Origin of the sequence: Paroceanicella profunda (genome assembly GCF_005887635.2) — a bacterium.
Taxonomy (GTDB): domain Bacteria; phylum Pseudomonadota; class Alphaproteobacteria; order Rhodobacterales; family Rhodobacteraceae; genus Paroceanicella; species Paroceanicella profunda.
The window spans coordinates 3,008,819-3,034,911 of record NZ_CP040818.1 but is presented as its reverse complement, the minus strand read 5'-3'; the positions used below and the strand labels follow the sequence as shown (position 1 = coordinate 3,034,911).

General features: G+C 70.9%; 21 protein-coding genes. 14 read left to right on the top strand and 7 right to left on the bottom strand.

The window, feature by feature from the left end:
* The first annotated feature begins 30 nt into the window (after window positions 1–30).
* The gene (locus FDP22_RS13565; RefSeq protein ID WP_138574435.1) at window positions 31–432 is read left to right on the top strand and encodes a hypothetical protein; all 402 of its coding nucleotides are present in this window, start codon (window positions 31–33) and stop codon (window positions 430–432) included.
* Between the two features lie 276 nt (window positions 433–708).
* On the opposite strand, the gene FDP22_RS13560 is transcribed toward FDP22_RS13565, so the two are convergent.
* The 3 genes from FDP22_RS13560 to FDP22_RS13550 form a co-directional block, all read right to left on the bottom strand.
* On the bottom strand, window positions 709–1,467 hold the full coding sequence (locus tag FDP22_RS13560; protein ID WP_138574433.1) for a gamma-glutamyl-gamma-aminobutyrate hydrolase family protein: 759 nt from the start codon (window positions 1,465–1,467) through the stop codon (window positions 709–711).
* 387 nt (window positions 1,468–1,854) lie between these two features.
* Entirely contained in the window at window positions 1,855–4,017 is a 2,163-nt protein-coding gene (locus FDP22_RS13555; RefSeq protein ID WP_138574431.1) for a malate synthase G, read from the bottom strand.
* Window positions 4,018–4,194: 177 nt separating this feature from the next.
* Window positions 4,195–4,392 (bottom strand): hypothetical protein, encoded by a 198-nt coding sequence (locus FDP22_RS13550; protein ID WP_138574429.1) that lies wholly within the window; start codon window positions 4,390–4,392, stop codon window positions 4,195–4,197.
* Between the two features lie 170 nt (window positions 4,393–4,562).
* Between FDP22_RS13550 and pepN the strand changes: the two genes are divergently transcribed.
* The 7 genes from pepN (at window position 4,563) to FDP22_RS13515 (ending at window position 15,216) form a co-directional block, all read left to right on the top strand.
* The gene (pepN, locus tag FDP22_RS13545) at window positions 4,563–7,136 is read left to right on the top strand and encodes an aminopeptidase N (RefSeq protein ID WP_138574427.1); all 2,574 of its coding nucleotides are present in this window, start codon (window positions 4,563–4,565) and stop codon (window positions 7,134–7,136) included.
* Between the two features lie 161 nt (window positions 7,137–7,297).
* Window positions 7,298–7,753, top strand: coding sequence for a GAF domain-containing protein (locus FDP22_RS13540; protein ID WP_138574425.1), 456 nt, complete (start codon window positions 7,298–7,300; stop codon window positions 7,751–7,753).
* Complete coding sequence (locus FDP22_RS13535; protein WP_143972266.1) at window positions 7,750–7,998, top strand: hypothetical protein; 249 nt, start codon at window positions 7,750–7,752, stop codon at window positions 7,996–7,998. Before FDP22_RS13540 ends, FDP22_RS13535 begins: the two co-directional genes overlap by 4 nt.
* 263 nt (window positions 7,999–8,261) lie before the next feature.
* Window positions 8,262–9,260: an NAD-dependent epimerase/dehydratase family protein gene (locus FDP22_RS13530; protein WP_138574421.1), complete on the top strand. Its 999-nt coding sequence runs from the start codon at window positions 8,262–8,264 to the stop codon at window positions 9,258–9,260.
* 748 nt (window positions 9,261–10,008) lie between these two features.
* Complete coding sequence (locus tag FDP22_RS13525; RefSeq protein ID WP_138574419.1) at window positions 10,009–11,814, top strand: adenine deaminase; 1,806 nt, start codon at window positions 10,009–10,011, stop codon at window positions 11,812–11,814.
* A gap of 2 nt (window positions 11,815–11,816) precedes the next feature.
* A complete protein-coding gene (locus FDP22_RS13520; RefSeq protein WP_138574417.1) occupies window positions 11,817–13,310 on the top strand; it encodes an AMP nucleosidase in 1,494 nt (497 codons plus the stop codon).
* 472 nt (window positions 13,311–13,782) lie between these two features.
* Window positions 13,783–15,216: an amidase gene (locus FDP22_RS13515; RefSeq protein WP_138574415.1), complete on the top strand. Its 1,434-nt coding sequence runs from the start codon at window positions 13,783–13,785 to the stop codon at window positions 15,214–15,216.
* A gap of 255 nt (window positions 15,217–15,471) precedes the next feature.
* Here the strand turns inward: FDP22_RS13515 and FDP22_RS13510 are convergent, their stop codons facing one another.
* Both FDP22_RS13510 and FDP22_RS13505 read right to left on the bottom strand, forming a co-directional pair.
* Complete coding sequence (locus FDP22_RS13510; protein ID WP_138574413.1) at window positions 15,472–16,032, bottom strand: pyridoxamine 5'-phosphate oxidase family protein; 561 nt, start codon at window positions 16,030–16,032, stop codon at window positions 15,472–15,474.
* A gap of 473 nt (window positions 16,033–16,505) precedes the next feature.
* A complete protein-coding gene (locus FDP22_RS13505; RefSeq protein ID WP_138574411.1) occupies window positions 16,506–17,366 on the bottom strand; it encodes an SDR family oxidoreductase in 861 nt (286 codons plus the stop codon).
* Between the two features lie 57 nt (window positions 17,367–17,423).
* On the opposite strand from FDP22_RS13505, the gene FDP22_RS13500 reads away from it, so the two are divergent.
* Entirely contained in the window at window positions 17,424–18,167 is a 744-nt protein-coding gene (locus tag FDP22_RS13500; RefSeq protein WP_138574409.1) for a tetratricopeptide repeat protein, read from the top strand.
* A 28-nt stretch (window positions 18,168–18,195) separates the two neighbouring features.
* On the opposite strand, the gene queG is transcribed toward FDP22_RS13500, so the two are convergent.
* Together queG and fzlA are read right to left on the bottom strand one after the other, a co-directional pair.
* Window positions 18,196–19,233, bottom strand: a complete 1,038-nt coding sequence (queG, locus tag FDP22_RS13495; RefSeq protein WP_138574407.1) for a tRNA epoxyqueuosine(34) reductase QueG — start codon at window positions 19,231–19,233, stop codon at window positions 18,196–18,198.
* Window positions 19,230–19,901, bottom strand: coding sequence for an FtsZ-binding protein FzlA (fzlA, locus tag FDP22_RS13490; RefSeq protein WP_138574405.1), 672 nt, complete (start codon window positions 19,899–19,901; stop codon window positions 19,230–19,232). Before fzlA ends, queG begins: the two co-directional genes overlap by 4 nt.
* A gap of 190 nt (window positions 19,902–20,091) precedes the next feature.
* Here fzlA and fnrL point away from each other — a divergent pair, with 190 nt between their 5' ends.
* From fnrL to ccoP, 5 genes are all read left to right on the top strand, one after another.
* Window positions 20,092–20,826 carry a transcriptional regulator FnrL gene (gene fnrL, locus FDP22_RS13485; protein WP_138574403.1) on the top strand — a complete coding sequence of 245 codons (735 nt, stop codon included), beginning with the start codon at window positions 20,092–20,094 and terminating at the stop codon, window positions 20,824–20,826.
* A gap of 1,002 nt (window positions 20,827–21,828) precedes the next feature.
* Window positions 21,829–23,415: a cytochrome-c oxidase, cbb3-type subunit I gene (gene ccoN, locus FDP22_RS13480; RefSeq protein WP_138574401.1), complete on the top strand. Its 1,587-nt coding sequence runs from the start codon at window positions 21,829–21,831 to the stop codon at window positions 23,413–23,415.
* A gap of 10 nt (window positions 23,416–23,425) precedes the next feature.
* On the top strand, window positions 23,426–24,262 hold the full coding sequence (gene ccoO / locus FDP22_RS13475) for a cytochrome-c oxidase, cbb3-type subunit II (protein ID WP_138574399.1): 837 nt from the start codon (window positions 23,426–23,428) through the stop codon (window positions 24,260–24,262).
* Complete coding sequence (locus FDP22_RS13470) at window positions 24,262–24,438, top strand: cbb3-type cytochrome c oxidase subunit 3 (protein ID WP_138574397.1); 177 nt, start codon at window positions 24,262–24,264, stop codon at window positions 24,436–24,438. The genes ccoO and FDP22_RS13470 overlap by 1 nt, the downstream gene beginning before the upstream one ends.
* 2 nt (window positions 24,439–24,440) lie before the next feature.
* Entirely contained in the window at window positions 24,441–25,316 is an 876-nt protein-coding gene (gene ccoP, locus FDP22_RS13465; protein WP_138574395.1) for a cytochrome-c oxidase, cbb3-type subunit III, read from the top strand.
* The last annotated feature ends 777 nt before the right edge of the window (window positions 25,317–26,093 follow it).

Genomic DNA, 26,093 nt, shown 5'->3' with positions numbered 1-26,093 from the left:
GCGTTCGATCCGGAAAGGAGGACGTATCCGATGCCGATGAAGACACTCGCACTGGGCTTCGCCGCCCTTGCCGCCGGGGAGGCCGCGCAGGCGGCCTGCAACGACGAAATCGGCGGCCTGCGCCAGGAAGTGGTGCGGCTGGAGCAGGCGGCGCTGAAGAGGCAGGAGCCGAACAACCTGATCGTGAAGATGTCCGACGGCTCGCTGCGCGACCTGCGCGGAGAGGCCCCGATGTCCGAGCCGCTGGAGAGCTGGTTCGACGACGCCGGGGAGCGCGAGACCTTCATGACGGAGCTGCAGGGCGCCGAAAAGGCGCTGATCGACGGAGACGAGCAGAGCTGCCAGGAAGCCTGGACCCGGCTCAAGACCCTCTACGACAGCCGCACCCCGATCGAAGACGGCGCCGCCCGCCCGGCCCCCGCGAACAACTGATCACCGCGCCGCTGAAACGCGGGAGCGGTTCCGCACACAGATCAAGCTCCGGTGCCCGACCGTCCCGGCTCTAGCGAGAGCCGATCGGCGCAATCCCGGAGCCATTCCGCAGGGGAGTCCCCAGGACGGGAGAATTCCCCATGCACCAAGGGCAATCCGCAAGCCGGGAGAGACCGCGCCCCGGAGGCGCGGCCGCAACACTGATCGCCCCGTGAGGCGGCGCCGATGGAGCACGGCCTGGAGGCTCACCGTCGGAGCGCGGTGTCAGACCCCCCGTCAGGCGGCGGCGCAGGAGCGCTTTGCGTGCACGGCCTGGGCGAAGGAGGAGAAGAGCGCGCGCGAGACCGGGTCTTCGCCGGCGCGCCATTCCGCATGCCACTGCACGGCCATCGCGAAATTGCAGGCGCCGGCGATATGCAGCGCCTCGGCGGTGCCATCCGGCGCGTATCCTTCGATCACGACACGTGAGCCTGCGTCGATAACCCCCTGCCCGTGCAAGGAATTCACCTGGATCACGTCAGAGCCGAACAGCTTGGCGAACTTGCCGCCGGGGGTGAGATTCACCGGGTGGCGCAGGGCGAATTTCTCCTCCAGCGTGCCGTCCGGCGGCATGCGGTGGTTCATCCGGCCGGGGAGGTCGCGGATTTCCGGATGCAGGGTGCTGCCATAGGCGACACCAAATTCCTGGAAGCCCCGGCACAGGCCGAGAATGGGAATGCCGCGCTCCACACAGCTGCGGATGAGCGGCAGGGTGAGGCTGTCACGGCGCGGGTCGAACGGCCCGTGGCCGGGCGTTTCCTCGTGGCCGTAGAGCGACGGATGCACGTTCGGCCGGCCGCCGGTGAAGATGAACCCGGCGCAGACCTCCACGAGATCGGCGACGGCCACGGCTTCCGGCATGGAGGGCACGACGAGCGGCAGGGCGTCACAGACGTCCGCCACAGCGGCGATGTTCATCTCGCCCGCGGCCTGCGTGCGATAGTCATTTCCGATGAGATGGTGGTTTCCGATAATTCCGATGACGGGGCGTGCCATGTCACACTCCTTTCTGCTGCAACGCAGAATAATCATCGGAATCCGCTGCGTCGAGATGCTTGTCCGTCAAAAATATCGCACAGCAGTGTTTCCGGAATCTTGCCGCGCGCGGCCCGGCAGCGCCCGAAGGAGTGCCCGGCCACCGCACCTTCGGGGCTCCCGCGTGTCTTCGCTCCGGCCGCCGGAACTGCTCCGTCCCCGGCCGTGGCTGCCGCGAAACCCCACCTCTGCCGGAAGGCGGAGGACCGGATCAGCCAGCGGGCCCGCGCCCGCGCGAAAGGAACCTCCCGAGCGCGGGTGCCCTGCGGTAGGCGGCTGCCCCGCGCAGGCTCGCGGGGCAGTCCGGGAGTTTTCCGGGGCATGGTCCGCGCCCGGAGTGTGCCCGGCTCAGGCCAGCGCGGCCTTCAGTTCCCTGCGGCGCGCGTGCAGCACGGGCTCGGTGTAGCCCGAGGGCTGCTCCACGCCGCGGAACACCAGGTCGCAGGCCGCGCGGAAGGCCGGGCCGTCGAACCCGGGCGCCATGGGCGTGTAGGCGGCGTCGCCGGCGTTCTGGCGGTCCACCACCTCGGCCATCCGCTTCATCACCGCCATCACCTGGTCCTCGGTGGCCACGCCGTGGTGGAGCCAGTTGGCCATGTGCTGGCTAGAGATGCGGCAGGTGGCGCGGTCCTCCATCAGGCCCACGTCATGGATGTCGGGCACCTTGGAACAGCCCACGCCCTGGTCCACCCAGCGCACCACATAGCCCAGGATGCCTTGCGCGTTGTTCTCCAGCTCGGCGGTGATCTCCTCGTCCGACCAGTTGTGGCCGGGGCTCGCCACCGGCACGGTGAGGATGTCGGAAAGCTTCGCGCGCGCGCCGCCGGCGGCGATTTCCTTCTGGCGGGCGAAGACGTCCACCTCGTGGTAATGCGTGGCGTGCAGGGTGGCGGCGGTGGGGCTGGGCACCCAGGCGGTGTTGGCGCCGGATTTCGGGTGGCCGATCTTCTGCGCCAGCATGTCGGCCATGCGGTCCGGCATCGCCCACATGCCCTTGCCGATCTGCGCGCGGCCCGACAGGCCGCAGGCCAGGCCCACGTCCACGTTGTTGTCCTCGTAGGCGGAGATCCAGGCTTCCGACTTCATGTCGCCCTTGCGGATCATCGGGCCCAGTTCCATGGAGGTGTGCATCTCGTCGCCGGTGCGGTCCAGGAAGCCGGTGTTGATGAACACCACGCGGGATTTCGCCGCGCGGATGCACTCCTTGAGGTTCACCGTCGTGCGGCGCTCCTCATCCATGATGCCGATCTTGACGGTGTTGAGCGGCAGGCCCAGCACCTCCTCCACCCGGGTGAAGATCCGGTCTGTGAAGGCAACCTCGGCCGGCCCGTGCATCTTCGGCTTGACCACGTAGACCGAGCCGCAGACGGAATTGCGCGCGCCCCCGCCCTTCACGATGTCGTGCATGGCGCAGAGCACGGTGCACATGGCGTCGAGCAGGCCCTCGAACACTTCCCCGCCGTCGCGGTCCAGGATGGCCGGGGTGGTCATCAGGTGGCCCACGTTGCGCACCAGCATCAGCGAGCGGCCCTTCACCGAGAAGCTGCCGCCCGAGGGCGCGGTGAACACCGGGTCGGGGGCAAGCCGGCGGGTGAAGCTCTGCCCGCCCTTGGACACGGTCTCCGACAGGTCGCCGCGCATCAGGCCCAGCCAGTTGGCATAGGCGAGCGTCTTGTCCTCGGCATCCACGGCGGCGACGGAATCCTCGCAGTCCATGATCGCGGTGATCGCGGCTTCGAGCCAGACGGAGTCGACCCCCGCCGGGTCGGACTTGCCGATGGCGCCGTCCCGGTCCACCCGGATCTCGATCATCAGGCCGTTGTGGCGGAACAGGAGGCCCAGCATGCCGCCATCCGTACGCGAACCGGCGAAGCGCCCGGGCTCCGCCAGCGCTGTCTCCCCGGCGCGGGAGGTGAGGACCAGCCCGTCCGGGCCCACCGAGTAGGAGGTGACATCGGCATGGGAGCCGGCGGTCAGCGGCAGCGCTCGGTCCAGGAACGCCTTGGCCCAGGCGATGACCTCGCGCCCGCGCGCCGGGTCGTAGCCGGTGCCGGAGGGCAGGCTTCCCAGGGCGTCCGTGCCGTAGAGCGCGTCATAGAGATTGCCCCAGCGTGCGTTCGCGGCGTTGAGCGCGTAGCGCGCGTTCATCACCGGCACGACGAGCTGCGGACCGGCGATGGTGGCGATCTCCGGGTCGACATTGTCGGTATCCACGCTGAAGGCCGGGCCCTCGGGCACGATGTAGCCGATCTCGCGCAGGAAGGCCTCCTGCGCGGCCACGTCGAGAGGCGTGCCCTTGCGGGCCTTCATCCAGGCGTCGATGCGGCCCTGAAGCTCGGCGCGGCGGGCGAGAAGCCGGCGGTTCTCCGGGGCGAACCCGTGCAGCAGCTCCGACAGCCCGGCCCAGAAGGCCTCGGGCGTGACGCCGGTGCCCGGCAGCGCGCCGGCCTCGATCAGCTCGCAAAGCGGGCGGGCCACCTGCAGCCCGTGGCGGTCCAGTCTCTCGGTCATCGGCGCAGCCTCCATGAAACATGTTCTCGCACCACAGATGACGTTTCCGATCGGAAACGTAAAGCCGTCATGGATTGCGTTTCCATCTGTTGGAAAGCGGGTCCGGCGCGGCGCCTCCCGGCACCGGGCCGAGCACGCACCGGCGCGGCCCGCCCTGCCCCGCTGCGGGGCACCGGGTCACTGCGTGGTTGCGGGCGGCTGGCTCTCAGGGGCGGAGATGTGGCTGGTCTCGCCCGGCTCGTCGCCCTCGTAGGCCAACTCGAAGAACCAGAGCACGATCAGCCCCACGCCCACCAGCACCGCCAGGGCCATGCCCAGCAGCGGCCAGCGATGCTGCTTCTTCTGATTCCGGATATCGGTGTCGGGGGCGCTCATGATGCCATTCCTTTCAGATCCGCGGTCGGGGAGGGCCTCCGGGCAGTTGAAGGCCCTTGTCATGAAGGCTAACGTCCCGACGAACGCAAAGGTTCAGATCATGCGCCAGACTGCCGCGCCGGGAGGCCCCGGCGCTGCGGGCGCATTGCCGGACAAGGAGAGCCACGGCCATGAGAGACGCGATGCACGGGGCGGTCCGCCTCACGGACTACGCTCCCGCAGCCTGGACCGTGGAGCATGTGGCGCTGACCTTCGCGCTCGACCCCCACGCCACCCGGGTGACCGCGCGAATCCGCTTCCGGCCCAACCCGGACGCCGCTCCCGGCCAGGGCCTCTGGCTGGACGGCGAGCAGCTGGAGCTGGTCTCCGCCACCATCGACGGCACCCCGGTGAGCCCGGAGGTGAGCGCCGAGGGCCTCAGCCTGCCGGCCTCCGCCCTGCCCGCCGGCGGCTTCGACTGGGAAGCCGTCACCGTGATCGACCCGGCCAGCAACACCTCGCTCGACGGGCTCTACATGTCCAACGGCATGTACTGCACCCAGTGCGAGGCGCAGGGCTTCCGCAAGATCACCTATTACCCGGACCGGCCGGACGTGATGGCCCGCTTCCACGTGCGCATCGAGGGCGACCAGCGGGTGAAGCTCTCCAACGGCAACCCCGTGGCCTCCGGCGCCGGCTGGGCGGAATGGGACGACCCCTGGCCGAAGCCCTCCTACCTCTTCGCGCTGGTGGCGGGCGACCTGCTCTCGCACGACGACAGCTTCACCACCGCCTCGGGCCGCGAGGTGGCGCTGAAGATCTACGTGCGCCCCGGCGACGAGGACCGCTGCGCCTACGCCATGGACGCGCTCAAGCGCTCCATGGACTGGGACGAGCGCGCCTATGGCCGGGAATACGACCTCGACCTGTTCATGATCGTCGCGGTGGACGACTTCAACATGGGCGCGATGGAGAACAAGGGGCTGAACATCTTCAACTCGAAATACGTGCTCGCCAGCCCCGACACGGCGACGGACCGGGACTACGAGCTGATCGAGGGCATCATCGCCCACGAGTATTTCCACAACTGGACCGGCAACCGCATCACCTGCCGCGACTGGTTCCAGCTCTGCCTGAAGGAAGGCCTCACCGTGTTCCGCGACCAGTGCTTCAGCGCCGACCAGCGCTCGGAGCCGGTGAAACGCATCGCCGACGTGCTGCAGCTGCGCGCCCGCCAGTTCCGCGAGGACGCGGGGCCGCTCGCCCACCCGGTGCGGCCCACGGAATACGTGGAGATCAACAATTTCTACACCGCCACCGTCTACGAGAAGGGCGCGGAGGTGATCCGCATGCTGCGCCTCATGGTGGGAGACGCGGCCTACCGCCAGGCGCTGGACCTCTACTTCGAGCGGCATGACGGCGAGGCCTGCACCATCGAGGACTGGCTGAAGGTGTTCGAGGACGCGACGGGCCGCGACCTCTCGCAGTTCGCGCTGTGGTACTCCCAGGCCGGCACGCCCCGGGTGGCAGCGCAGGTAGACTATACCGGGGGCACGCTCACCCTCACCCTGACGCAGGAGGTGCCGCCCACGCCCGGCCAGCCGGTGAAGGCGCCGATGGTAATCCCGGTCGCCACCGGGTTCCTTGCGCCCGACGGATCGGACGCGGCCCCCGCGCAGGTGCTGGAACTCACCGCGGCGCGCCAGGTGTTCACCTTCGAGATGCCGGAGCGGCTGGTGGTCTCGCTGCTGCGCGGCTTCTCGGCGCCGGTGATCCTGGAGATGGCGCGCACGCCGGCCGAGCGCGCCTTCCTCATCGCCCATGACAGCGACCCGTTCAACCGCTGGGAGGCGGCGCGCAACCTGGCCACGGACACCGCCCTCGCCATGGCCGCGGACCCGGACCTGCCGGCGGACCCCGCGCTGGTGGCCGCCCTGGCCACCCTGGCGGCGGACGAGAGCGTGGACCCGGCCTTCCGGGCCCTCGCCCTCACGCTCCCCTCCCGCGAGGCATTGGCACAGGAGAGCTTCCAGCGCGGCACCGCCGCGGACCCGGACGCGATCGAGCGCGCGCTCACCGACCTCGCCACCGCCGTGGCGACCGGCGGCGCGGAGGTGTTCAACGACCTCTACGACCGCTACGCCACCCCCGGCGCCTATTGCCCGGAGGCGGGCGACGCCGCCCGCCGCGCCCTGCGCGCCACGGCACTGGGCTACATCACCCGGCTGGACCCGCGGGGCATCGCCGCCGGCACCCTGTTCGGCGCGGCCACAAACATGACCGAGAGCCTCAGCGCGCTGAGCCTGCTGGTGCGCGAGGACGCCCCCTCGGCCACCGCCGCGCTCGCCACCTTCTACGAGCGCTGGAAGGCGGACCGGCTGGTGATCGACAAGTGGTTCACCCTGCAGGCGATGGCCTCGCCCTCGGGCGTGGCGCTGGAGCGGGCGCGGCAACTGGCCGGGCATGCGGATTTCGATTGGAAGAACCCCAACCGTTTCCGCGCGCTGATCGGCGGCTTCGCGGCCAACCCGACGGCCTTCCACCGCGCCGACGGCGCCGGCTACCGCTTCGTGGCGGACTGGCTGCTCAAGCTCGACCCGCTGAACCCGCAGACCACCGCCCGCATGGCCGGCTGCTTCGAGACCTGGGCGCGCTACGAGCCCGGCCGCCAGGCGCTCATCCGCGCCGAGCTGGAGCGCATGGCCGCCGAGCCCGGGCTGTCGAAGAACACCCGGGAGATCGTGGAGCGCATCCTCGGCGCCTGAGCGACGCGGCGGCGCGCCCGCGGCTGCCCCGGCCGTGGGCGGGCCCGTCCCGAGGCCCCACGGGCAAGCCCCGGGATCTTGACCCGGACGCCCCGGCGCGCCATGTGCGGGGCGCGCCGGGGCCGCGACAGGCCGCCGGCGACGCGGTGGAGGAGGCCCCGATGTCCGACAGATATGCCGAGGTGCGCGCGCGCATCCTCTCCCTCACCGAGGGCGAGACGGACGAGGTGGCGCTGATGGCCACCGTGGCCTGCGAGCTGCACCACAGCTTCGGGCATTTCGACTGGACGGGCTTCTACCGGGTCACCGCGCCGGAGTTGCTGAAGATCGGCCCCTACCAGGGCGGGCACGGCTGCCTGGTGATCCCCTTCGCGCGCGGCGTCTGCGGGGCGGCGGCGCGCACGGGCGAAACCCAGCTGGTGCCGGACGTGGACGCCTTCCCTGGGCACATCGCCTGCGCCTCCTCCACCCGCTCGGAAATCGTGGTGCCGGTGCGCCGGGCCGACGGCAGCCTGCTGGGTGTGCTCGACGTCGACAGCGACACGCCGGCCGCCTTCGACGCCGAAGACCAGCGCGCGCTGGAGGCACTGATGGCCGAGGTCTTCGCCCGGGCGTGACGAAATCCGGGAGGGCGGACGTCCGCCGCACCAGCGACGGCGCGCGGCGGTACAGCGAGACCTACAGCTACAGCTACAGCTACAGCTACAGCTACAGCTACAGCTACAGCTACAGCTACAGCTACAGCTACAGCGACAGCGACAGCGACAGCGACAGCGACAGCGACAGCGAGACGATGCAAGCGCCCTTCACCCGCAGAGCGGCGCCCCGGCGCCCGCAGGACGACACGGCCACCGCCTCGTGAGAGCCCGGCATCCGCACGGCCGGCAGGCGGCTCAGGTGCCGTGGGCCGAAGACAATCCCCCGGCGCGCAGCACCTGAGACTGCGCGGCAGCGCCCCACCCGAACCGCACGGCCCATGGCCGGCCGGCGGCCTGCGGGGGCATCGGGCCCCCTTGGCCGCCCGGCCCGTTCCGGGCCCCCGGCACGGCCCCCGTGTCGCGCGGCACCGGGCCGGGGGTGGCGAGGCGATTGCCACTGCGCGGCGATGGGCCTATCAAACGGGACATGACTTCTTTCCTCGTCACCGGCACGGCCGGCTTCATCGGATTCCACCTCGCGCGGCTGCTGCTGGCGGAGGGACATCGGGTCACCGGCATCGACGGGATGACCGACTATTACGACGTGTCGCTGAAACGCCGGCGGCACCAGATCCTGCTGCAGAACCCGGGCTTCAGCGCCCATGAGGTGATGCTGGAGGACGCCGGGCGCCTGCGCGAGATCGCTGCCGCGGCGCAGCCGGAGGTGATCGTGCATCTCGCCGCCCAGGCCGGGGTGCGCTATTCGCTGGAGAACCCGCGCGCCTATGTGGACGCGAACGTGACCGGCACCTTCAACGTGATGGAGGTGGCGCGCGAGCACGCGGTGGCGCATCTGCTGATGGCCTCCACCTCCTCCGCCTATGGCGCGAACGAGAAGATGCCCTTCGAGGAAGGCGACCAGGCCGAGCACCCGCTCACCATCTACGCCGCGACCAAGCGGGCGACGGAGCTGATGGGCCACGCCTATGCCCATCTGTGGAAGATCCCCACCACGATGTTCCGCTTCTTCACCGTCTACGGGCCCTGGGGGCGGCCGGACATGGCGCTCTACAAGTTCGTCTCCGCGACGCTGGAGGGCCGGGCGATCGACGTCTACAACCACGGCGACATGAAGCGCGACTTCACCTATGTGGACGACCTGGTGCGCGCCATCCGCCTGCTGATCGACACCCCCCCGGGCGAGGAGCCGGTGGAGGGCGACACGCTCTCGCCCGTCGCCCCCTGGCGGCTGGTGAACATTGGCAACGGCGCGCCGGTGCAGCTCACCGCCTTCATCGACGCGATCGAGGTGGCGCTCGGCGTGCCGGTGACGCGCAACTGCATGGAGATGCAGAAGGGCGACGTGCCGGCCACCTGGGCCGACACCGCCCTGCTGCAGCGCCTCACCGGCTACCGGCCGGAAACCGCGGTGGACGAGGGCGTGCGCCGCTTCGTGGACTGGTACCGGGACTACCACGGCGTGTAGCGCGGGGAAGCGCCACGCCGTGCCCGTCCGGTGCGCCGGCGCGCGCCTTCACCAGCACCGCGCGCGACCCCACCGATCCGCCGCCATACGGGTTCCGGCGCCGAGCCCGGCCGGATTCGCCTGCAGCCGGGCCTGCCGGACCGGGGCAGCCGGGCGCCCTGCCCCCCGAGGTCAGCTCCGCCGGCAGGGCCAGCCCTCGTCGCGGAACCGCCCCGACCCTGCCCTTAGCCCCTCCCCGGCCACCCAGGCATCTTACTCTCAGGATGGAAGCGCGCCTCGGTCGCCCCGGCGTCCGCTCCCTCCCGGCGGAAGCGACGCCTGGCCACCCCGGCGCCCGGACTTACCGGAGGGACGCGCGACCCGGCCGCCCCGGCGCCGGCCCCTCCGGACCGAAGCGTGAACCGGCCGCCTCGGCACCCGGCCCCTCCCGGCGGAAGCAAAACCCGGCCACCGCGACGCTCAGCCCGTCCGCACGGAAGCGCGACCCGGCCGCTCCGGCACCCAGCCTCACCGGGAAGAAGCGAGACCCGGCGAGCCCGACGCCCGTCCACCGCGACGCTCAGCCCTTCCGCGCGAAAGCGCAACCCGGCTGCCCCGGCACCCAGCCCCACCGGGACGAAGCGACCGCCCGGCCACTCCGACCGGTCGCGGTCGCGCCGGTTCCCTGCCCCGGCGTCAGCTTCAGTGGCACCGTCTTGATCCCGCCACGAAACCGGCCGATAAGGGGTTGCAACCGCTCCGAAGGAGGATGTTGCGCATGAGTTTTCCAAGCTGGCCCGAGAGCGCTGCACGGCTGATCGCCGTCGCCGCCGGGCGCGCCCCCGCAGACATGGTGATCCGCGGCGCCACCTGGGCGAACGTGCAGAGCCGCGAGCTCATCCCCCACACCGACATCGCCATCGCCGCCGGGCGCTTCGCCTATTGCGGGCCGGATGCCGCGCATTGCATCGGCGAGGGCACCGAGGTGATCGAGGCCGAGGGGCGCATCGCCCTGCCCGGCCTGTGCGACGCGCACATGCACATCGAGAGCGGCATGCTCACCGTCACCCAGTTCGCCCGCGCCGTGGTGCCGCATGGCACCACGAGCATGTTCGTCGACCCCCACGAGGTGGCGAACGTGCTCGGGCTCGAGGGCGTGCGGCTGATGCATGACGAGGCGCTGGAGCAGCCGGTGAACGTCTTCGTGCAGATGCCCTCCTGCGCCCCCTCCGCCCCGGGGCTGGAGACCACGGGCCGGGAAATCTCGCCCGAGGACGTGGCCGAGGCGATGACCTGGCCCAATATCGTGGGCCTCGGCGAGATGATGAACTTCCCCGGCGTGATCAACGCCGACCCGAAGATGCTCGCCGAGATCGCCGCAACGCAAGCCGCCGGCAAGACCGTGGGCGGGCACTACGCCTCGCCCGACCTCGGCCCCGCCTTCCACGCCTATGCCGCCGGCGGGCCGGCCGATGACCACGAGGGCACGCGCGAGGAAGACGCCATCGCCCGCGTGCGCCTCGGCATGCGCGCCATGCTGCGCCTCGGCTCGGCCTGGTACGACGTGGAGCGCCAGATCACGGCCGTGACCGAGCGCGGGCTGGACCCGCGCAACTTCATCCTGTGCACCGACGACTGCCACTCCGGCACCCTGGTGAACGACGGCCACATGAACCGCGTCTTCCGCCATGCGGTCGCCTGCGGGGCAGACCCGATGGTGGCCCTGCAGATGTGCACGATCAACACCGCCACGCATTTCGGCATGGAGCGCGAGATCGGCTCCATCGCGCCCGGCCGGCGCGCGGACCTGATCCTCACCTCCGACCTCGCCACCCTGCCGGTCGAGACGGTGATCGCCCGTGGCCGGGTGGTGGCGCAGGACGGCGCGCTCACGCAGGACTGGGGCGGGTTCCACTGGCCCGGGACCGCCCGCGCCACGGTGAAGATGAAGCGCGACCTCGCCGCCGATGACTTCGCCATCCCCGCCCCCGACGGCGCGGCGGACGTCATCGCCCGGGTGATCGGCGTGGTGGAGAACCAGGCGCCCACGCAGGCGCTGACCGCCACGCTGCCGGTGGACGGCGGCCTGGTGAAGGCCGATGGCGCGGTGTGCCAGATCGCCCTCGTCGAGCGCCACCGCGCCACGGGGGGTGTGACGAACGCCTTCGTCACCGGCTTCGGCTACGACGTGCCCTGCGCCATGGCCTCCACGGTCGCGCATGACAGCCACCACATGATCGTGGTGGGCACCTCGCGGGCGGACATGGCGGCGGCGGCGAACCACCTGCGGGCGCTCGGCGGCGGCATCACCGTGTGGCGCGAGGGGGCGGAGCTCGCCTCCGTCGCCCTCCCCATCGCCGGGCTCATGTCCGACGCGCCGGCGGCCGAGGTGGCGGCGGCGGCCGAGGCGATGGGTGCGGCCATGCGCGCCTGCGGCTGCAGCCTCAACAACGCCTACATGCAGCACTCGCTGCTCGCCCTCGTGGTGATCCCCGAGTTGCGCATCTCCGACCTCGGGCTGATCGACGTCACCCGTTTCGAGAAGGTCGGCCTCTTCCCCGAACCGCAGGAGTGACAATGCGGACTGAACGCACCGGGCGCAGCGAACTCGCCCTCCTCACCCCCGAGCCGCCCGAGGCCCGGGCCTTCACCGATGCCGCCGAGGCCGTGGCCGCCCTGCGCGCCCTCTACGACCAGGCGACGGGCTTCCTGCGCAGCCACTTCGCCACCGTGATGGAAACCGGCCGGGTGGCGGGCCGCTACCGTGCCTATTACCCGGAAATCTCCCTCACCACGGACACGTTCGCGAAGGTCGACAGCCGCCTCGCCTATGGCCATGTCACCGCGCCGGGGGTCTATACCACCACCGTCACCCGGCCGGACCTGTTCGAGAGCTACCTCACCACGCAGATCCGCCTGCTGATGGCCAATCACGGCGAGCCGATCACCATCCGCGCTTCGCGCACCCCGATTCCGCTGCATTTCGCCCTGCCCGAGGGCGCGCATGTGGAAGGCTCGATCGAGGAGCGCATCCGCCGGCCCCTGCGCGATGTCTTCGACGTGCCCGACCTTGCGGACACCGACGACCGCATCGTGAACGGCACCTACGTGGCGGGCGAGACCGGCACCGCGCCCCTCGCCCCCTTCACCGGCCAGCGCATCGACTATTCGCTGGCCCGGCTCGCGCATTACACCGCCACCAGCCCGTCGCATTTCCAGAATTTCGTGCTGTTCACCAACTACCAATTCTATATCGACGAGTTCCTCGCCTTCTCCCGCGCCGCGGTGGCCGACCCGGAGAGCGGCTACGAGAGCCTGGTCGAACCGGGGAACCTGGTGACCACCGCCTCGGGTGCCGAGGGCCTCGCCGTCTCCCGCCTGCCGCAGATGCCGGCCTATCACCTCACCCGGGCCGATGGCGCGGGAATCACCATGGTCAACATCGGCGTCGGCCCTTCCAACGCGAAGACGATCACCGACCACGTGGCCGTGCTGCGCCCGCATGTCTGGCTGATGCTGGGGCACTGCGCGGGGCTGCGCCACTCCCAGTCGCTGGGAGACTACGTCCTTGCCCACGCCTATGTGCGCGAGGACCACGTGCTGGACGACGACCTGCCGATCTGGGTGCCGATCCCCGCGCTTGCCGAGGTGCAGGTGGCGCTGGAGACGGCCGTGGCAGAGGTGACGGGCCTGAAGGGCTACGACCTGAAGAAGATCATGCGCACCGGCACGGTGGCCACCATCGACAACCGCAACTGGGAGCTGCGCGACCAGTCGGGCCCGGTGGCGCGCCTCAGCCAGAGCCGGGCCATCGGGCTGGACATGGAATCGGCCACCATCGCGGCCAACGGCTTCCGCTTCCGCGTGCCCTACGGCACCCTGCTGTGCATCTCCGACAAGCCGCTGCACGGCGAGCTGAAACTGCCCGGCATGGCGACCGAGTTCTACAAGCGCCAGGTGGCCCAGCACCTGCAGATCGGCATCCGCGCGCTGGAGCTGCTGCGCGACACGCCGCAGGAACGGGTGCATTCGCGCAAGCTGCGCAGCTTCGAGGAGACGGCGTTCCTCTGACGAACGCGCCGTCAGCTCCTGTGCCCCGGCTCGGGCGCCGGGGCACCGGAGTCGGGGCCGGCAGTCGGAGCGCGGGACGGAGCCGGTGCGCAGGACGGAGCCGGTGCACGGAACGGAAGCGGAGCGCGGGACGGAGGCGGAGCCGGAGCCCTGGTGGAGCGCGGAGCGCAGGACGAAAGCGGAACCCCGGCAGGGCATGTGACGGAGGCGGAGCCCGGGCAGGCGGCCCCCGACAGGCAGGCGGCGCGGGACGCGACAGTGCCGCCCCTGCCACGGCGCGGCGCGTCGCGGGGGCGCCCCGCACCTGGTGGCTCGGCGGACGCCGAGAGGCCCCGTCCCGAAGGCCCGGGGCCGGGACATGGGCGCCCCAGCATATACGAAATCCGGATTTCGCTTTTCCCTCAAGGGGTCTGGCGTTTCGGCCCCGCCCGTTGCACGATCCTCTGCCACCCCAGCCGAGGAGCTTTCGCATATGCGCCCCCCCTATTCCGGATCCGACCTCACCGCCATGACCGCCTGTGAGGTCACCGGCCTGCTTGCCCGCCGCGCGGTGAGCCCGGAGGAGCTGATCGAGGCCTCTGTGCTGCGCACCGCGCAGACCGATCCTGCCATCAACGCCATGCCCATCCTGTGTCCCGACCGTGCCCGCGCCCATGCCGAACGCCTGCGCCTCGTACCGGCCGAGGCCGGCCCGGGCTGCCTGCACGGGCTGCCGGTGTCCATCAAGGACCTCTCCGCCGTCTCGGGCGTGAGGATGACCTGCGGGACGAAATACCTCGAAGACTTCGTGCCCGGGGAATCCGACCCGCTGGTCGAGCGCATGGAGGCGCGCGGCGCCATCGTGATGGGCAAGACCAACACGCCGGAATTCGGCGCCGGCGCGAACACGTTCAACGACGTCTTCGGCCCGACGCTGAACCCCTGGGACACCGCCTGCAACCCCGGCGGCTCCTCCGGCGGGGCGGCGGCGGGGCTGGCCACCGGGCAGGTGTGGCTGGCCGAGGGGTCCGACCACGGCGGCTCGCTGCGCACGCCGGCGGCCTATTGCGGCGTGGTGGGCCTGCGGCCTTCGCCGGGCCGGGCGGGCGGCGCCTCGAAGGAGCTGTCCTTCGGCCTGGAGGGGGTCTGCGGGCCGATGGCCCGCACCGTGGAGGATTGCGCCCTGCTGCTGGACAGCATGACCGGCTTCGACCCCCGCCACCCGCTCAGCACCCAGGCGCCGGAACGCTCCTTCCGCAGCGCGGTGCAGGAGGCCCGGCCGCCGAGGAAGATCGCCTTCGCCCCGGATCTCGGCGGCTTCGCCCCGGTGGAGCCGGAGGTGCGCGCCCTGATGGCCGCCGCGATGGCCGCGATGGAGGGCACCGGCACGGTGGTCGAGGAAGCCGCGCCCGACACCTCCGGCCTCTACGAGACCTACACGGTGCTGCGCGCCTTCGGCCAGGCGTCCGGCCCCGGCATGATGTCCGAAGCCGCGCAGGCGCACTTCAAGAAGACCCTCTCGGACAACGTCGCCGCCGGCCGCGCGCTTACCGTGGATGCGGTGATCCGCGCCAACCGGGGCCGCTCGGCGATCTACCACCGCACCCGCGCCTTCCTGGAGGGCTACGACGTGATCGCCTGTCCGGTGGTGGGGCTGCGCGCCCAGCCCTCGGAGGTGGAATACCCGCTGGAGGTGGACGGCCGGAAGATGGCCGATTACGTGGACTGGCTGCGCTTCGCCTATCTCGCCACCATGTGCACCCTGCCGGCGATCAGCGTGCCGATCGGCCTCACCGCCGGGGGCACGCCGATGGGCATCCAGCTCATCGGCCAGCCGCGCGGCGAGGCCGCCCTGCTCGCCGCCGCGCGGGTTCTGGAACAGGCCGTGGGCTTCGGCCACAGCCCGATCGACCCTATCACCCGCTGAAATGCCCCGGCCGGCGCCCCTCCCGGTGCCGGCCGCCGGACATCCGACCGCCGCGCGCCCCGGCCGGCCGGAATGCGCGGTCCGTCTGGCCGGAATGCGCGGCTCGTCCGGCGCCGGACTGCGCGGTCCGGACCCTGCATCGAAGCCCGCGTCCGGCGCACCGACCGCGGGCTTCAGGGTGTCGGTCCCGGGTCTGCCGGCCTCGATTGGAAATCCTCCGCCTCCGCTCCGGGGGTCCCGGCGCTCGGCGCCCGGTCACTCCGCGGCCAGGCTCAGCCCCGTGGGCAATCCGTCCATGCTGGTGAGGTTCTTCTCCTCCCAATAGGCGCGAATCCCCTCCTCGCCCTTGGCCTGGTGCCAGTTCTCGATGGCCGCGCGTTCGCCCTCATAGGAGAACAGCGGCACGCCATAGCCGCAGGAGGTCTGCACCAGCTCGATCTCCAGCCGCATGATCTGCCGTGCGCCCAGCGGGGCCGCGCCGCCGTAATGCGCCTCCAGAAGCGCGCGGAACTCCGCCGTCTCCCACCCCACGGACCGGCCCCGGCCGTAGAGCCGCAGGATCTGCGGCGGGCCGTCGAAGGCGCAGAACATCAGGGTCAGCCGCCCGTCGGCCCGCATGTGCGCGGCGGTCTCGTTGCCGCTGCCGGTGCGGTCCAGGTAGAGCGCCGTGGTCTCGTCGGGCAGACGCAGCGCGCCGGTCTCGCGCGGAGAGACGTTCACCCGGCTGCCCGGGGCCGCGGAGGCGGTGAAGAACACGTGCTGGCGGGCGATGAACTCCCGCAGCGCCGGGGTGAGGGAAGGGTATTGCCGGGCCATGTCGCCGAGTCTCCTGTCTGGGGTCCGCCCGAGGCTAGGCGCCGCGGGCAGACCGGGCAAGCCGGCAGAGACCGGGGGCGGCTCCTGGCTCCTGGCTCCTGGCTCCTGGCTCCTGGCTCTTGGCTCTTGGCTCTTGGCTCTTGGCTCTTGGCTCTTGGCTCTTGGCTCTTGGCTCTTGGCTCTTGGCTCTTGGCTCTTGGCTCTTGGCTCTTGGCTCTTGGCTCTTGGCTCTTGGCTCTTGGCTCTTGGCTCTTGGCTCTTGGCTCTTGGCTTGGAAAGCCGCGTCAGGTGAGGTGGGATGTCAACCATTCCCGTCCGCTGATCGAGCGTCAGGCGCCTGCCCCGTGAAGCTGCGCGCGCCGGGCCGCGATCAGGCACCCATGTGCGCCGCGCGGGCATTGCCGGGCCGAAGCGTGCGGGCCTCGGCAGGCGCCGGCCGGCCCGTGGTGTGCAACCCGGGCCGGCGGACGGCTTCAGGCCTCCTCCTCCGCCAGCAGGGCGCGCAGGCCGGCGCGGTAGTCCGGATAGGCCAGGGTCACGCCCAGCTCGGTCTTCATCCGGGCGTTGGAGACACGCTTGGATTCGGCGTAGAAGCTGCGCGCCATCGGGCTCATCTCCGCCGCCTCGATGGGCACGGCTTCGGGCACCGGCAGGTGCAGCAGGCGCGCGGCCTCCTCGATCACGGCCTCGGGGGGCGCGGGGTCGTCGTCGCAGATGTTGTAGATGCCGCCGGGCTCCGGATGGTCGATGGAGGCGAGCACCGCGCGTGCGATGTCCTCCACGTGGATGCGCGAGAACACCTGCCCGGGCTTCACGATGCGCCGGGCGGTGCCGCGCCGCACCTTCTCGAAGGGCCCGCGCCCGGGGCCGTAGATGCCGGCGAGGCGGAAGATGTGCAGGGGCAGCCCGTGCTCCAGGAACAGCGCCAGCCAGGCGTCCTCGGCCGCGGCGCGCAGCGCCCCGCGCCGGGTGGCGGGGCGGCGCACCGAGGTCTCGTCCACCCAGCCGCCGGCCCGGTCGCCGTAGACCCCGGTGGTCGAGAGATACCCCGCCCAGGCGAAGCGGCGCCGGGCGATCTCCGGGCCGAGGGCGTTCAGCACCGGGTCTCCCGCCTCGTCCGGCCCGGCGGAGACCAGCAGATGCGTGGCCCGGTCGAGCACCGACAGGTCGGCAAGGGGCCAGATGAGCGGGGTCACGCCCTCCGCCGCCATGGCCGCGGCGCGCTCCTCCGAGCGGGTGGTGCCGAACACCTGCCAGCCGCGCGCCACGAGGGCGCGCCCCACCCGGGTGGCCGAATAGCCGTGCCCGAAACTCAAAAGACTGTGTTGGGCCATTTCACATCCCCCCCGGCTTCGCTATGGTCCGCGCGACCATAACGATACCGGTGCCGAATGCGACCCCTGACCGCCCCCGTCTTCGCCCTCCTCGCCCTGCCGCTTCTCGCCGGCTCCGCCGCAGCCGAGATCCGATCCATGGCCGAGTGCCGGGCCCGGATCCAGGAGGACGCGTCCAGGGCCCGCGAGGAAGCCGCCCAATGGGTGACCCTCGGCGGCGGGCCGGAGGCCAATGTCTGCACCGCGGAGACGCTCATCGCCCTCGGGGCGAAGAATTCCGCCGCGCAGATCCTCACCAGCACCGCGGATGACCGCAACAACGGCCTGCCGGCCGCCACCCGCTCACGCCTGATGCGCGACGCGGGCAGGCTGTGGCTGGACGAAGACCAGCCACGGCTCGCGCTCGAGGCCCTGAGCCGCACCATCCAGCTCACCGGGGCGGACCCGGACACGCTGGTGCTGCGCGCCGAGGCGCAGGGGCGGCTGGGCCTGTGGCAATCCGCGATGACGGATCTCGACCGGGCGCTGAAGCTGGCGCCGGACCGGCCGGACCTGCTCGCCCTGCGCGCTGCCGCGCGCCGCAAGTCCGATGACCCGCAGGGCGGGCTGGAAGATGCGCAGGCGGCCCTCGAAGCCAACCCCACCCTGCCCGAGGCGCTGTTCGAGAAGGGCGCCTGCCTCGCGGTTCTGGGCCGGATGCCGGAGGCGCTCGACACCTGGTTCAAGCTCATCGAGCAGGACCCGGAAAGCCAGCTCGCCAGGCTCGCGCAGCGCAACATGCAGCGGCTGAGCGGCAACTGACCCCCCGTGCCCTGTGCCCGGTGCCGCCTCAGCGCGCGCCGAGGCGCGACAGCGCCCAGCCGGCCGCATCGCGCACCACGGGGTCCGCGTCCTGCAGATGCGGGCGGGCGGCCGCGGCCAGTGCGGGCTGGCCGGAATTCCCGATGGCGTAGAGCACGTTGCGCAGGAAGCGGTCGCGGCCGATGCGCTTGATGGGCGAGCCGGAGAACCGGGCGCGGAAGGCGGTGTCATCCAGCGCGGCCAGGTCGGCGAGCGGGGGCGCGACCGTGCCGGCCTGCGCCGCGTAGCGGGCCTCGGCGGCGGTTTCGGCGAACTTGTTCCAGGGGCAGACGGCCAGGCAATCGTCGCAGCCGTAGATCCGGTTGCCCAGGGCGGGGCGCATCGGCTCGGGCACCGGGCCCTTCAGCTCGATGGTGAGGTAGGAGATGCAGCGCCGGGCGTCGAGCTGGTAGGGAGCCGGGAAGGCCGCGGTGGGGCAGATGTCGAGGCAGCGGCGGCAGGAGCCGCAATGATCCGCCTCCGGCGCGTCCGCCGCGAGGTCCAGCGTGGTGAAGATCGCGCCGAGGAAGAACCAGCTCCCCAGGCTGCGGCTGACCAGGTTGGTGTGCTTGCCCTGCCAGCCGAGGCCGGCGGCCGCGGCGAGCGGCTTCTCCATCACCGGGGCGGTGTCCACGAACACCTTGATCTCGCCGCCGGCCTGTTCGATCAGCCAGCGGCCCAGCCGCTTCAGCCGCTTCTTGACGACATCGTGGTAATCCCGCCCCCGGGCGTAGACCGAGATCACCCCGGCCTCGCGCCGGGTGAGCAGCGGCAGTGGGTCGTCCTCCGGCCCGTAATTCTCCGCCAGCATGATCACGGAGCGGGCCCCGGGCCAGAGCGCGTCCGGCGCCCCGCGCCAGGCCATGCGCTCGGCCATCCAGCCCATCTCGCCGTGCCGCCCCGCCCCGACGAACTGCGCCAGCCGCCCGGCGGCCTCGGGAATCGCGTCGGGGCGAGTGATGGCGCAGGCGGAGAAACCGGTCTCGCTCGCCTGCGCCTTCACGGCGCGGGCCAGCGTCTCGCTCAAAAGTCGAGGTCCGAGTAGTGCTGGGGCACCTGGAAGCCCGGCAGGCTGTCGGCCAGGAGGGAGCGGAAGCTGGGGCGCGACTTGATGCGCGCATACCAGTCCTTCGCGTTGGGCACGCGCTTCCAGTCCACGTCGCCGACATAGTCGAGGCAGGAGATCTGCGCGGCGGCGGAAAGGTCGGCGATGGTCATCGTGTCGCCGGCCAGCCAGCGGCGGTGGTCGGCCAGCCAGTCGATGTAGTCCAGATGGTAGCGGATCGCGGAGAGCCCCATCTTGATGTTGCCCGAATCCGGGTAGCCGGACTTCATCAGCCGCTTAGTCACCCGCTCATGCAGCAGGTTCACCGTCACCTCGCCGTGGAACTTGTCATCGAAATAGGCGGCCAGCCGGCGGGCCTCGGCCCGGGCGGAGGCACCCTGCGGCAGCAGGGCCGGGTCGGGCCGGGTCTCATCGAGATATTCGCAGATGGCGGTGGAATCGCACAGGACCAGCCCGTCGATCTCCAGCACCGGCACCTGTCCGGCCGGGTTCAGGCGCAGGAAATCGATCCGCCGTTCCCAGAACTTCTCCTCCACGAGGGCGACTTCGACCCGCTTTTCGGCGAGGGCAAGCCGCACCTTGCGGCTGAAGGGAGAGAGTTTCTGGTGGAATAGACGCTGTAAGGACATTGAGGCTCCGATGTTGCGCCGTTTCTCATTGCCTCTCCGCGCGGGGCAATGCAAGAGGCACCCCGCCCGGGCGCCCCCGCCACGCCGCGCGCGGGGCCCGGGAAGCGTCCGGAGCCATGCGACACCTCCGCATGCCCCCATCGGAAATGGAATATTTGACTCCCATCCGCACAACCGGGATCATTCACGCATGACACTGCATTCAACCAATCCGGAAGGGCGCAAGCCGGTGATTCGCTGCGCTGCCTGCCCGATCGCGGATCGGGCAGTCTGCAGCTACTCCACCGCGCGGGAGCTGTCGCTGCTCGAGGCGATAAAGACCTACCGGACCTATCTGCCCGGTGACGAGATCCAGGCCACCGGCGAGACCGCCCCGCAGGTGGGCTCCGTGGTGGAGGGCATCGTCTCGCTCTCGCGGCTGATGGCCGACGGGCGCCGCCAGATGGTGGGCCTGCTGTTTCCGGGGGATTTCCTGGGGCGTGCCACGCGGGAGACCGCCCCCTACGACGCCATCGCCGTGGGCCAGGTGACCCTGTGCCAGTTCGACCGGCGCCGGTTCGAGACGCTGCTGCGCGAGAGCCCGGCGCTGAACCGCCGCCTGCTGGACATGACCCTCGACGAGCTGGACGCGGCGCGGGAATGGATGGTGCTCCTGGGGCGCAAGACGGCGCGCGAGAAGATCGCCAGCTTCATCGCCCTCACCGCCCGCCGCTCCCGCGCGCCGGAGACACCGGAGGGGCTGCACATCGCGCTCCCCCTCACGCGCGAGGCCATGGCCGACTACCTGGGCCTCACCATCGAGACGGTGAGCCGGCAAATCGGGGCGCTGAAGCGCGACGGGCTGATCATCCTCATCGACGCCCGGCACCTGGTGATCCCGGATCTCGACGCCCTCGGCGCGGAGGCGGGCGACGACGTCGTCTGACCCCGCGCACCTTTACCCCGTCGCGGGGCCTCGCATCGGGGCCCGGCGCGCAACGGGCACATCCCGCGCCCGCTGAAGGCGCAGGGGCCCTGCCCGGCCCCTTTCCTTTCCGCCCGGCCCCTTTCCGCTCCGCCCGCCTCCTTTCGGCTGCAACCGACTCTTTGCCGCCGCACCCGCCGCCCGGCTGCTGCGCCCGACCCCTGACCGCTGCGCCCGACCGTTGGCCGCCCTGCCCAACGCCTTCCCCGCCACGGCCGCGCCGCCTGCGTCCGCCGGGCGGACTTGCGAGCAGCATCCGGACCTCACGTGGGCCATGCGAACGGCGCGGGGCTGGCCGGGCTGCGTGCCGCCCGGCCCACGCGCCTGCGAGGCGTCCCGATCCTGCGCCCGAGGGCAGCGCGCTCCGTCCGGGCCCGATCTTCCGCCCGCGGCCATATCACCTCGTCCGAACACCCCCACCGCCCGGTCCGGCCGCCCGGCGAGCGCCGACCCCTGCAAGGGCCGGCGGAGGCCAACGGGCTCCCGCGCCCGCGGATTGCATGGCGGAGGCCACAGCGCCCTGACCGCCTTCGCCGCCCAGCGCCCGTACGGTCCTCGCACCCATGCGATCCAAATGCCCGTGCAATCCACACGCCCACGCCGCGTCCCGCGCACGCCCCGTCTGGGAGGAGTTTGCGGCAGGCGGATGGCGTGCCGCAGGCCCGGGGCCAGAGGCGGGGCGAACGGTCGGGCAGCGCCCGGGTGGCAGTCCTCCTGCGCATCTGGCGCGGGCAGCGCGCGGGCGGCAGTCCTCCTGCGCATCGGTACGGGCAGCGCGCGGGCGGCAGGCCTCCTGCGCATCGGCGCGGGCAGCGCCCGGGCGGCAGGCCTCCTGTGCATCGGGCGCGGGCGCGACCGCTCACGGCAATGTGCTCTGCCCGGCCCTTGACGCAGATCAAGGCCGCCCGCGCGCCGGGGGCGTACTGCTCGGCATGGTCCTGAAAGAATCCTAGGAGGGGGCGCATGTTACCTGCGGCCAAACTGATCGCGCTGGGAGCCATCGGCTTCCTCGCCGCGCTGACGGCGAATCTTACAACGGACACAGCGATGTCGGTACACGGCATCCTGGTCGCGGTGCTTGCGCTGGGCCTGTTCCTGCGCGAACTGCGCCGCGTGGGCGAGCCGGTTCCGGCCGGGCCCACCGGCTACATGGACGACGTGATCCGCGCCGGCGTCATCGCCACCGCCTTCTGGGGCATCGTGGGGTTCCTCGCCGGGGTCTACATCGCCTTCCAGCTCGCCTTCCCGGCGCTGAACCTCGACCTGCCCTGGACGAGCTTCGGCCGGCTGCGGCCGCTGCACACCTCCGCCGTCATCTTCGCCTTCGGCGGCAACGCGCTGATCTGCACCTCGTTCTACGTGGTCCAGCGCACCTCGGCCGCGCGGCTCTGGGGCGGGAACCTCGCCTGGTTCGTGTTCTGGGGCTACCAGCTCTTCATCGTGCTCGCCGCCACCGGCTACGTGCTCGGCGTCACCCAGGCGCGCGAATACGCGGAGCCGGAATGGTACGTGGACATCTGGCTCACCATCGTCTGGGTGGCCTATCTCGCCGTGTTCCTCGGCACGATCATCAAGCGCAAGGAGCCGCATATCTATGTGGCGAACTGGTTCTACCTCTCCTTCATCGTGACCGTGGCGATGCTGCACATCGTCAACAACCTCGCCATCCCGGTCTCGGTGTTCGGCGTGAAGAGCTACTCGCTCTTCGCCGGGGTGCAGGACGCGCTCACCCAGTGGTGGTACGGCCATAACGCCGTGGGCTTCTTCCTCACCGCGGGCTTCCTGGGGATGATGTACTACTTCGTGCCCAAGCAGGCGGAGCGGCCGGTCTACAGCTACAAGCTCTCGATCATCCACTTCTGGGCGCTGATCTTCCTCTACATCTGGGCCGGCCCCCACCACCTGCACTACACCGCCCTGCCCGAATGGGCGCAGACGCTGGGCATGGTGTTCTCGATCATGCTGTGGATGCCGAGCTGGGGCGGGATGATCAACGGGCTGATGACCCTCTCGGGCGCCTGGGACAAGCTGCGCACCGACCCGGTGATCCGCATGATGGTCGCCTCGATCGCCTTCTACGGCATGTCGACCTTCGAAGGCCCGATGATGTCGATCAAGTCGGTGAACTCGCTCAGCCACTACACGGACTGGACCATCGGCCACGTGCATTCCGGCGCGCTGGGCTGGAACGGGCTCATCACCTTCGGCGCGCTCTACTTCCTCGTGCCGCGGCTGTGGAACCGCCCGGGCCTCTACTCGCTGAAGCTGGTCAGCTGGCACTTCTGGCTCGCGACCATCGGCATCGTGCTCTACGCGGCCTCGATGTGGGTGTCGGGCATCACCCAGGGCCTGATGTGGCGCGAGTACGACAGCCTCGGCTTCCTGGTGAACAGCTTCGCCGACACCGTGGCCGTGCTGCACCCTTACTACGTGATCCGCGGACTGGGCGGCGTGCTCTACCTCGCGGGCGGCGTGATCATGGCGTGGAACCTGTGGATGACGGTGCGCGCCCAGCGCCCCGTCGCCGCCGCCACCGTTGCCGCGGAATGAGGACAGGACAATGACGAACGACAACGACAACGACAAGATCCCCGGCCCGGAAGCGGACCCGAAGGTCGCCACCCTGTCCGATTTCCCGGAGAAGATCCCCAACGAGCTGCCGCACCACTCGTGGTTCATCGGCAAGCATGCCTTCATCGAGCGCAATGCCACGCTGCTGCTGATCCTCTCCTTCCTCGTGGTCACGATCGGCGGCATCGTGGAGATCGTGCCGCTGTTCTACATCTCGAACGTCATCGAGAAGGTGGACGGCGTGCGCCCCTACGCGCCGCTGGAGCTTGCGGGGCGCAACATCTACATGCGCGAGGGCTGCTACCTCTGCCACAGCCAGATGATCCGCCCGATGCGCGACGAGGTGGAACGCTACGGCCACTACAGCCTCGCGGCCGAGAGCATGTACGACCACCCCTTCCAGTGGGGCTCGAAGCGCACGGGGCCCGACCTCGCCCGCGTCGGGGGGCGCTACTCGGACGACTGGCACCGCGACCACATGCGCGACCCGCGCAGCCTGGTGCCCGAGAGCATCATGCCCGCCTACCCCTGGCTGGAGCAGCGCCACCTCGACTACCGCACCATCGCGGCGGACCTGAAGGCGCTGCGTGTCACCGGCGTGCCCTACACGGACGAGATGATCGCCAATGCCTCCACCGACCTGCGCGCCCAGGCCGACCCGGAGAGCGACGGCGTGGACGCCCTGCTGGAGCGCTACCCCGGCGCCCAGGTGCGCAACTTCGACCGGCTGGAACCTGTTACCGAGCTCGACGCCCTCGTGGCCTACCTGCAGATGCTCGGCACCCTGGTCGATTTCTCGACCTTCGACGTCGATGAGGCCCGCTGATGGACACCTACACGATCCTGCGCCACTTCGCCGACAGCTGGTTCCTGCTGCTGATGTTCGGCTTCTTCCTGGCCGCGGTGGGCTTCGCCTTCCGCCCGGGCGCCCGGAAGATCCATGACGACGTCGCGAGCATCCCGCTGCGCAATGACGATTTCCCCGCCGGGAAAGGAGACTGACCATGGCCGGCAAGGACCCCGACCTCGACAAGCCCACCGGCGTGATGACCACCGGCCATGAGTGGGACGGCATCCGCGAGCTCAACAACCCGCTGCCGCGCTGGTGGCTGTGGACCTTCTACGCCTGCATCCTCTGGGCGCTGCTCTATGCCATCGCCTACCCGGCCTGGCCGATGATCAGCCAGGCCACGCAGGGGCTGCTGGGCCATGACCAGCGCGTGGAGGTGGCCGAGGAGCTGGCCGCCGCGGACCGGGACCGCGACGTGTACCGCACGCGCATCGCCGCGATGGATCTCACGGAGATCTCCGCAGACCCGGAGCTGTCGCGCTTCGCGATGGGTTCGGGCGCTGCGACCTTCCGCACCTATTGCGCGCAGTGCCACGGCGCCGGCGCGGCCGGGCACCCGGGCTACCCGAACCTGCTCGACGACGACTGGCTCTGGGGCGGAGACCTGGACGCCATCCGCACCACCGTCACCCACGGCATCCGCTCGCCGGAGGATGACGACACCCGGATGGGCGACATGCTCGCCTTCGGCCGCGACGGCCTGCTGGAAAAGCCGGAGATCGCCGCGGTGGTGGAGTTCGTGCTGGCGCAGAGCGGACAGGAGCATGACCCCGCGCTGGCGGAGACGGGCGCCACGGTCTTCGCCGACAATTGCGCCTCCTGTCACGGCGAGGACGGCACCGGCACCCGCGAGCTGGGCGCACCGGACCTCACCGACGCGATATGGCTCTACGGCGGCGACCGGGCGACCATCACCGCCACGGTGACCAACGGTCGCTCGGGCATGATGCCGAACTGGAATGCCCGGCTGTCGGAGGAGCAGATCAAGGAAGTCGCGATCTACGTTCACGCCCTGGGCGGCGGCGAATAGCGACACGCCATACCCGGAGCCGGCCCCTTCCGGCCCCGGGGACCTGGCCCGCCGGCGAACGGGACCTCGCCGGCGGGCCCCTTTTGCGCCCGTCCCGACCCTGCACGACCCACCCTTTGCCCCCCGCCCCCGCGAGCCACCGGCGCCCGGATCCGGACCCCGGACATCCATCGCACCACTCCCGGCGCACCTGTCCGCGCATGCCCGTCCGTCCCCGCGCACGGTCACACCCGTCCCCGCCCCGGCCCGCGCCAGTGGTTGCCATGAGCATCGATTGCCCTGCACCTGACGGCCGCTGACGCCATCGCGATCCGCGGCCCCGACATTCACCGGACCATTCCGGACGCCTGTCCCAGCATGCCAATCCGTCTCCACGCACGATCACACCCGTCCCCGCCCCGTCCCAGGGCCACTGGTTGCCATCGCCATCGGCGATCCCGCTCCCGGGGACCGCTTATGCCTTTGGAATCAGCAGGCCGGACATTCACCGTGCCCTCCCGCGCGCGCCTGTCCCCGCATGCCAGTTCGACCCCGCACAGGGTCACGCCCGTCGCCGTCCTTCGGCGCACTATTGGTTGACGTCGACATCGGTCACCCCGCACCCGCCGGCCGCTGGCGCCGCCAGCAGTAGACCGGGCTCCACCATGCCCATGCGCATCCGTCTGTCCGTTCCCACCCGTTCCTGCCTGTCTGCGCAGGCCTGTCGATCCGCCCAGATGGAGGGCCTGACAGTCCGTCCCCGGATGTCCGTGTCTCTCGCCGCCCGGGCCCTGGCCG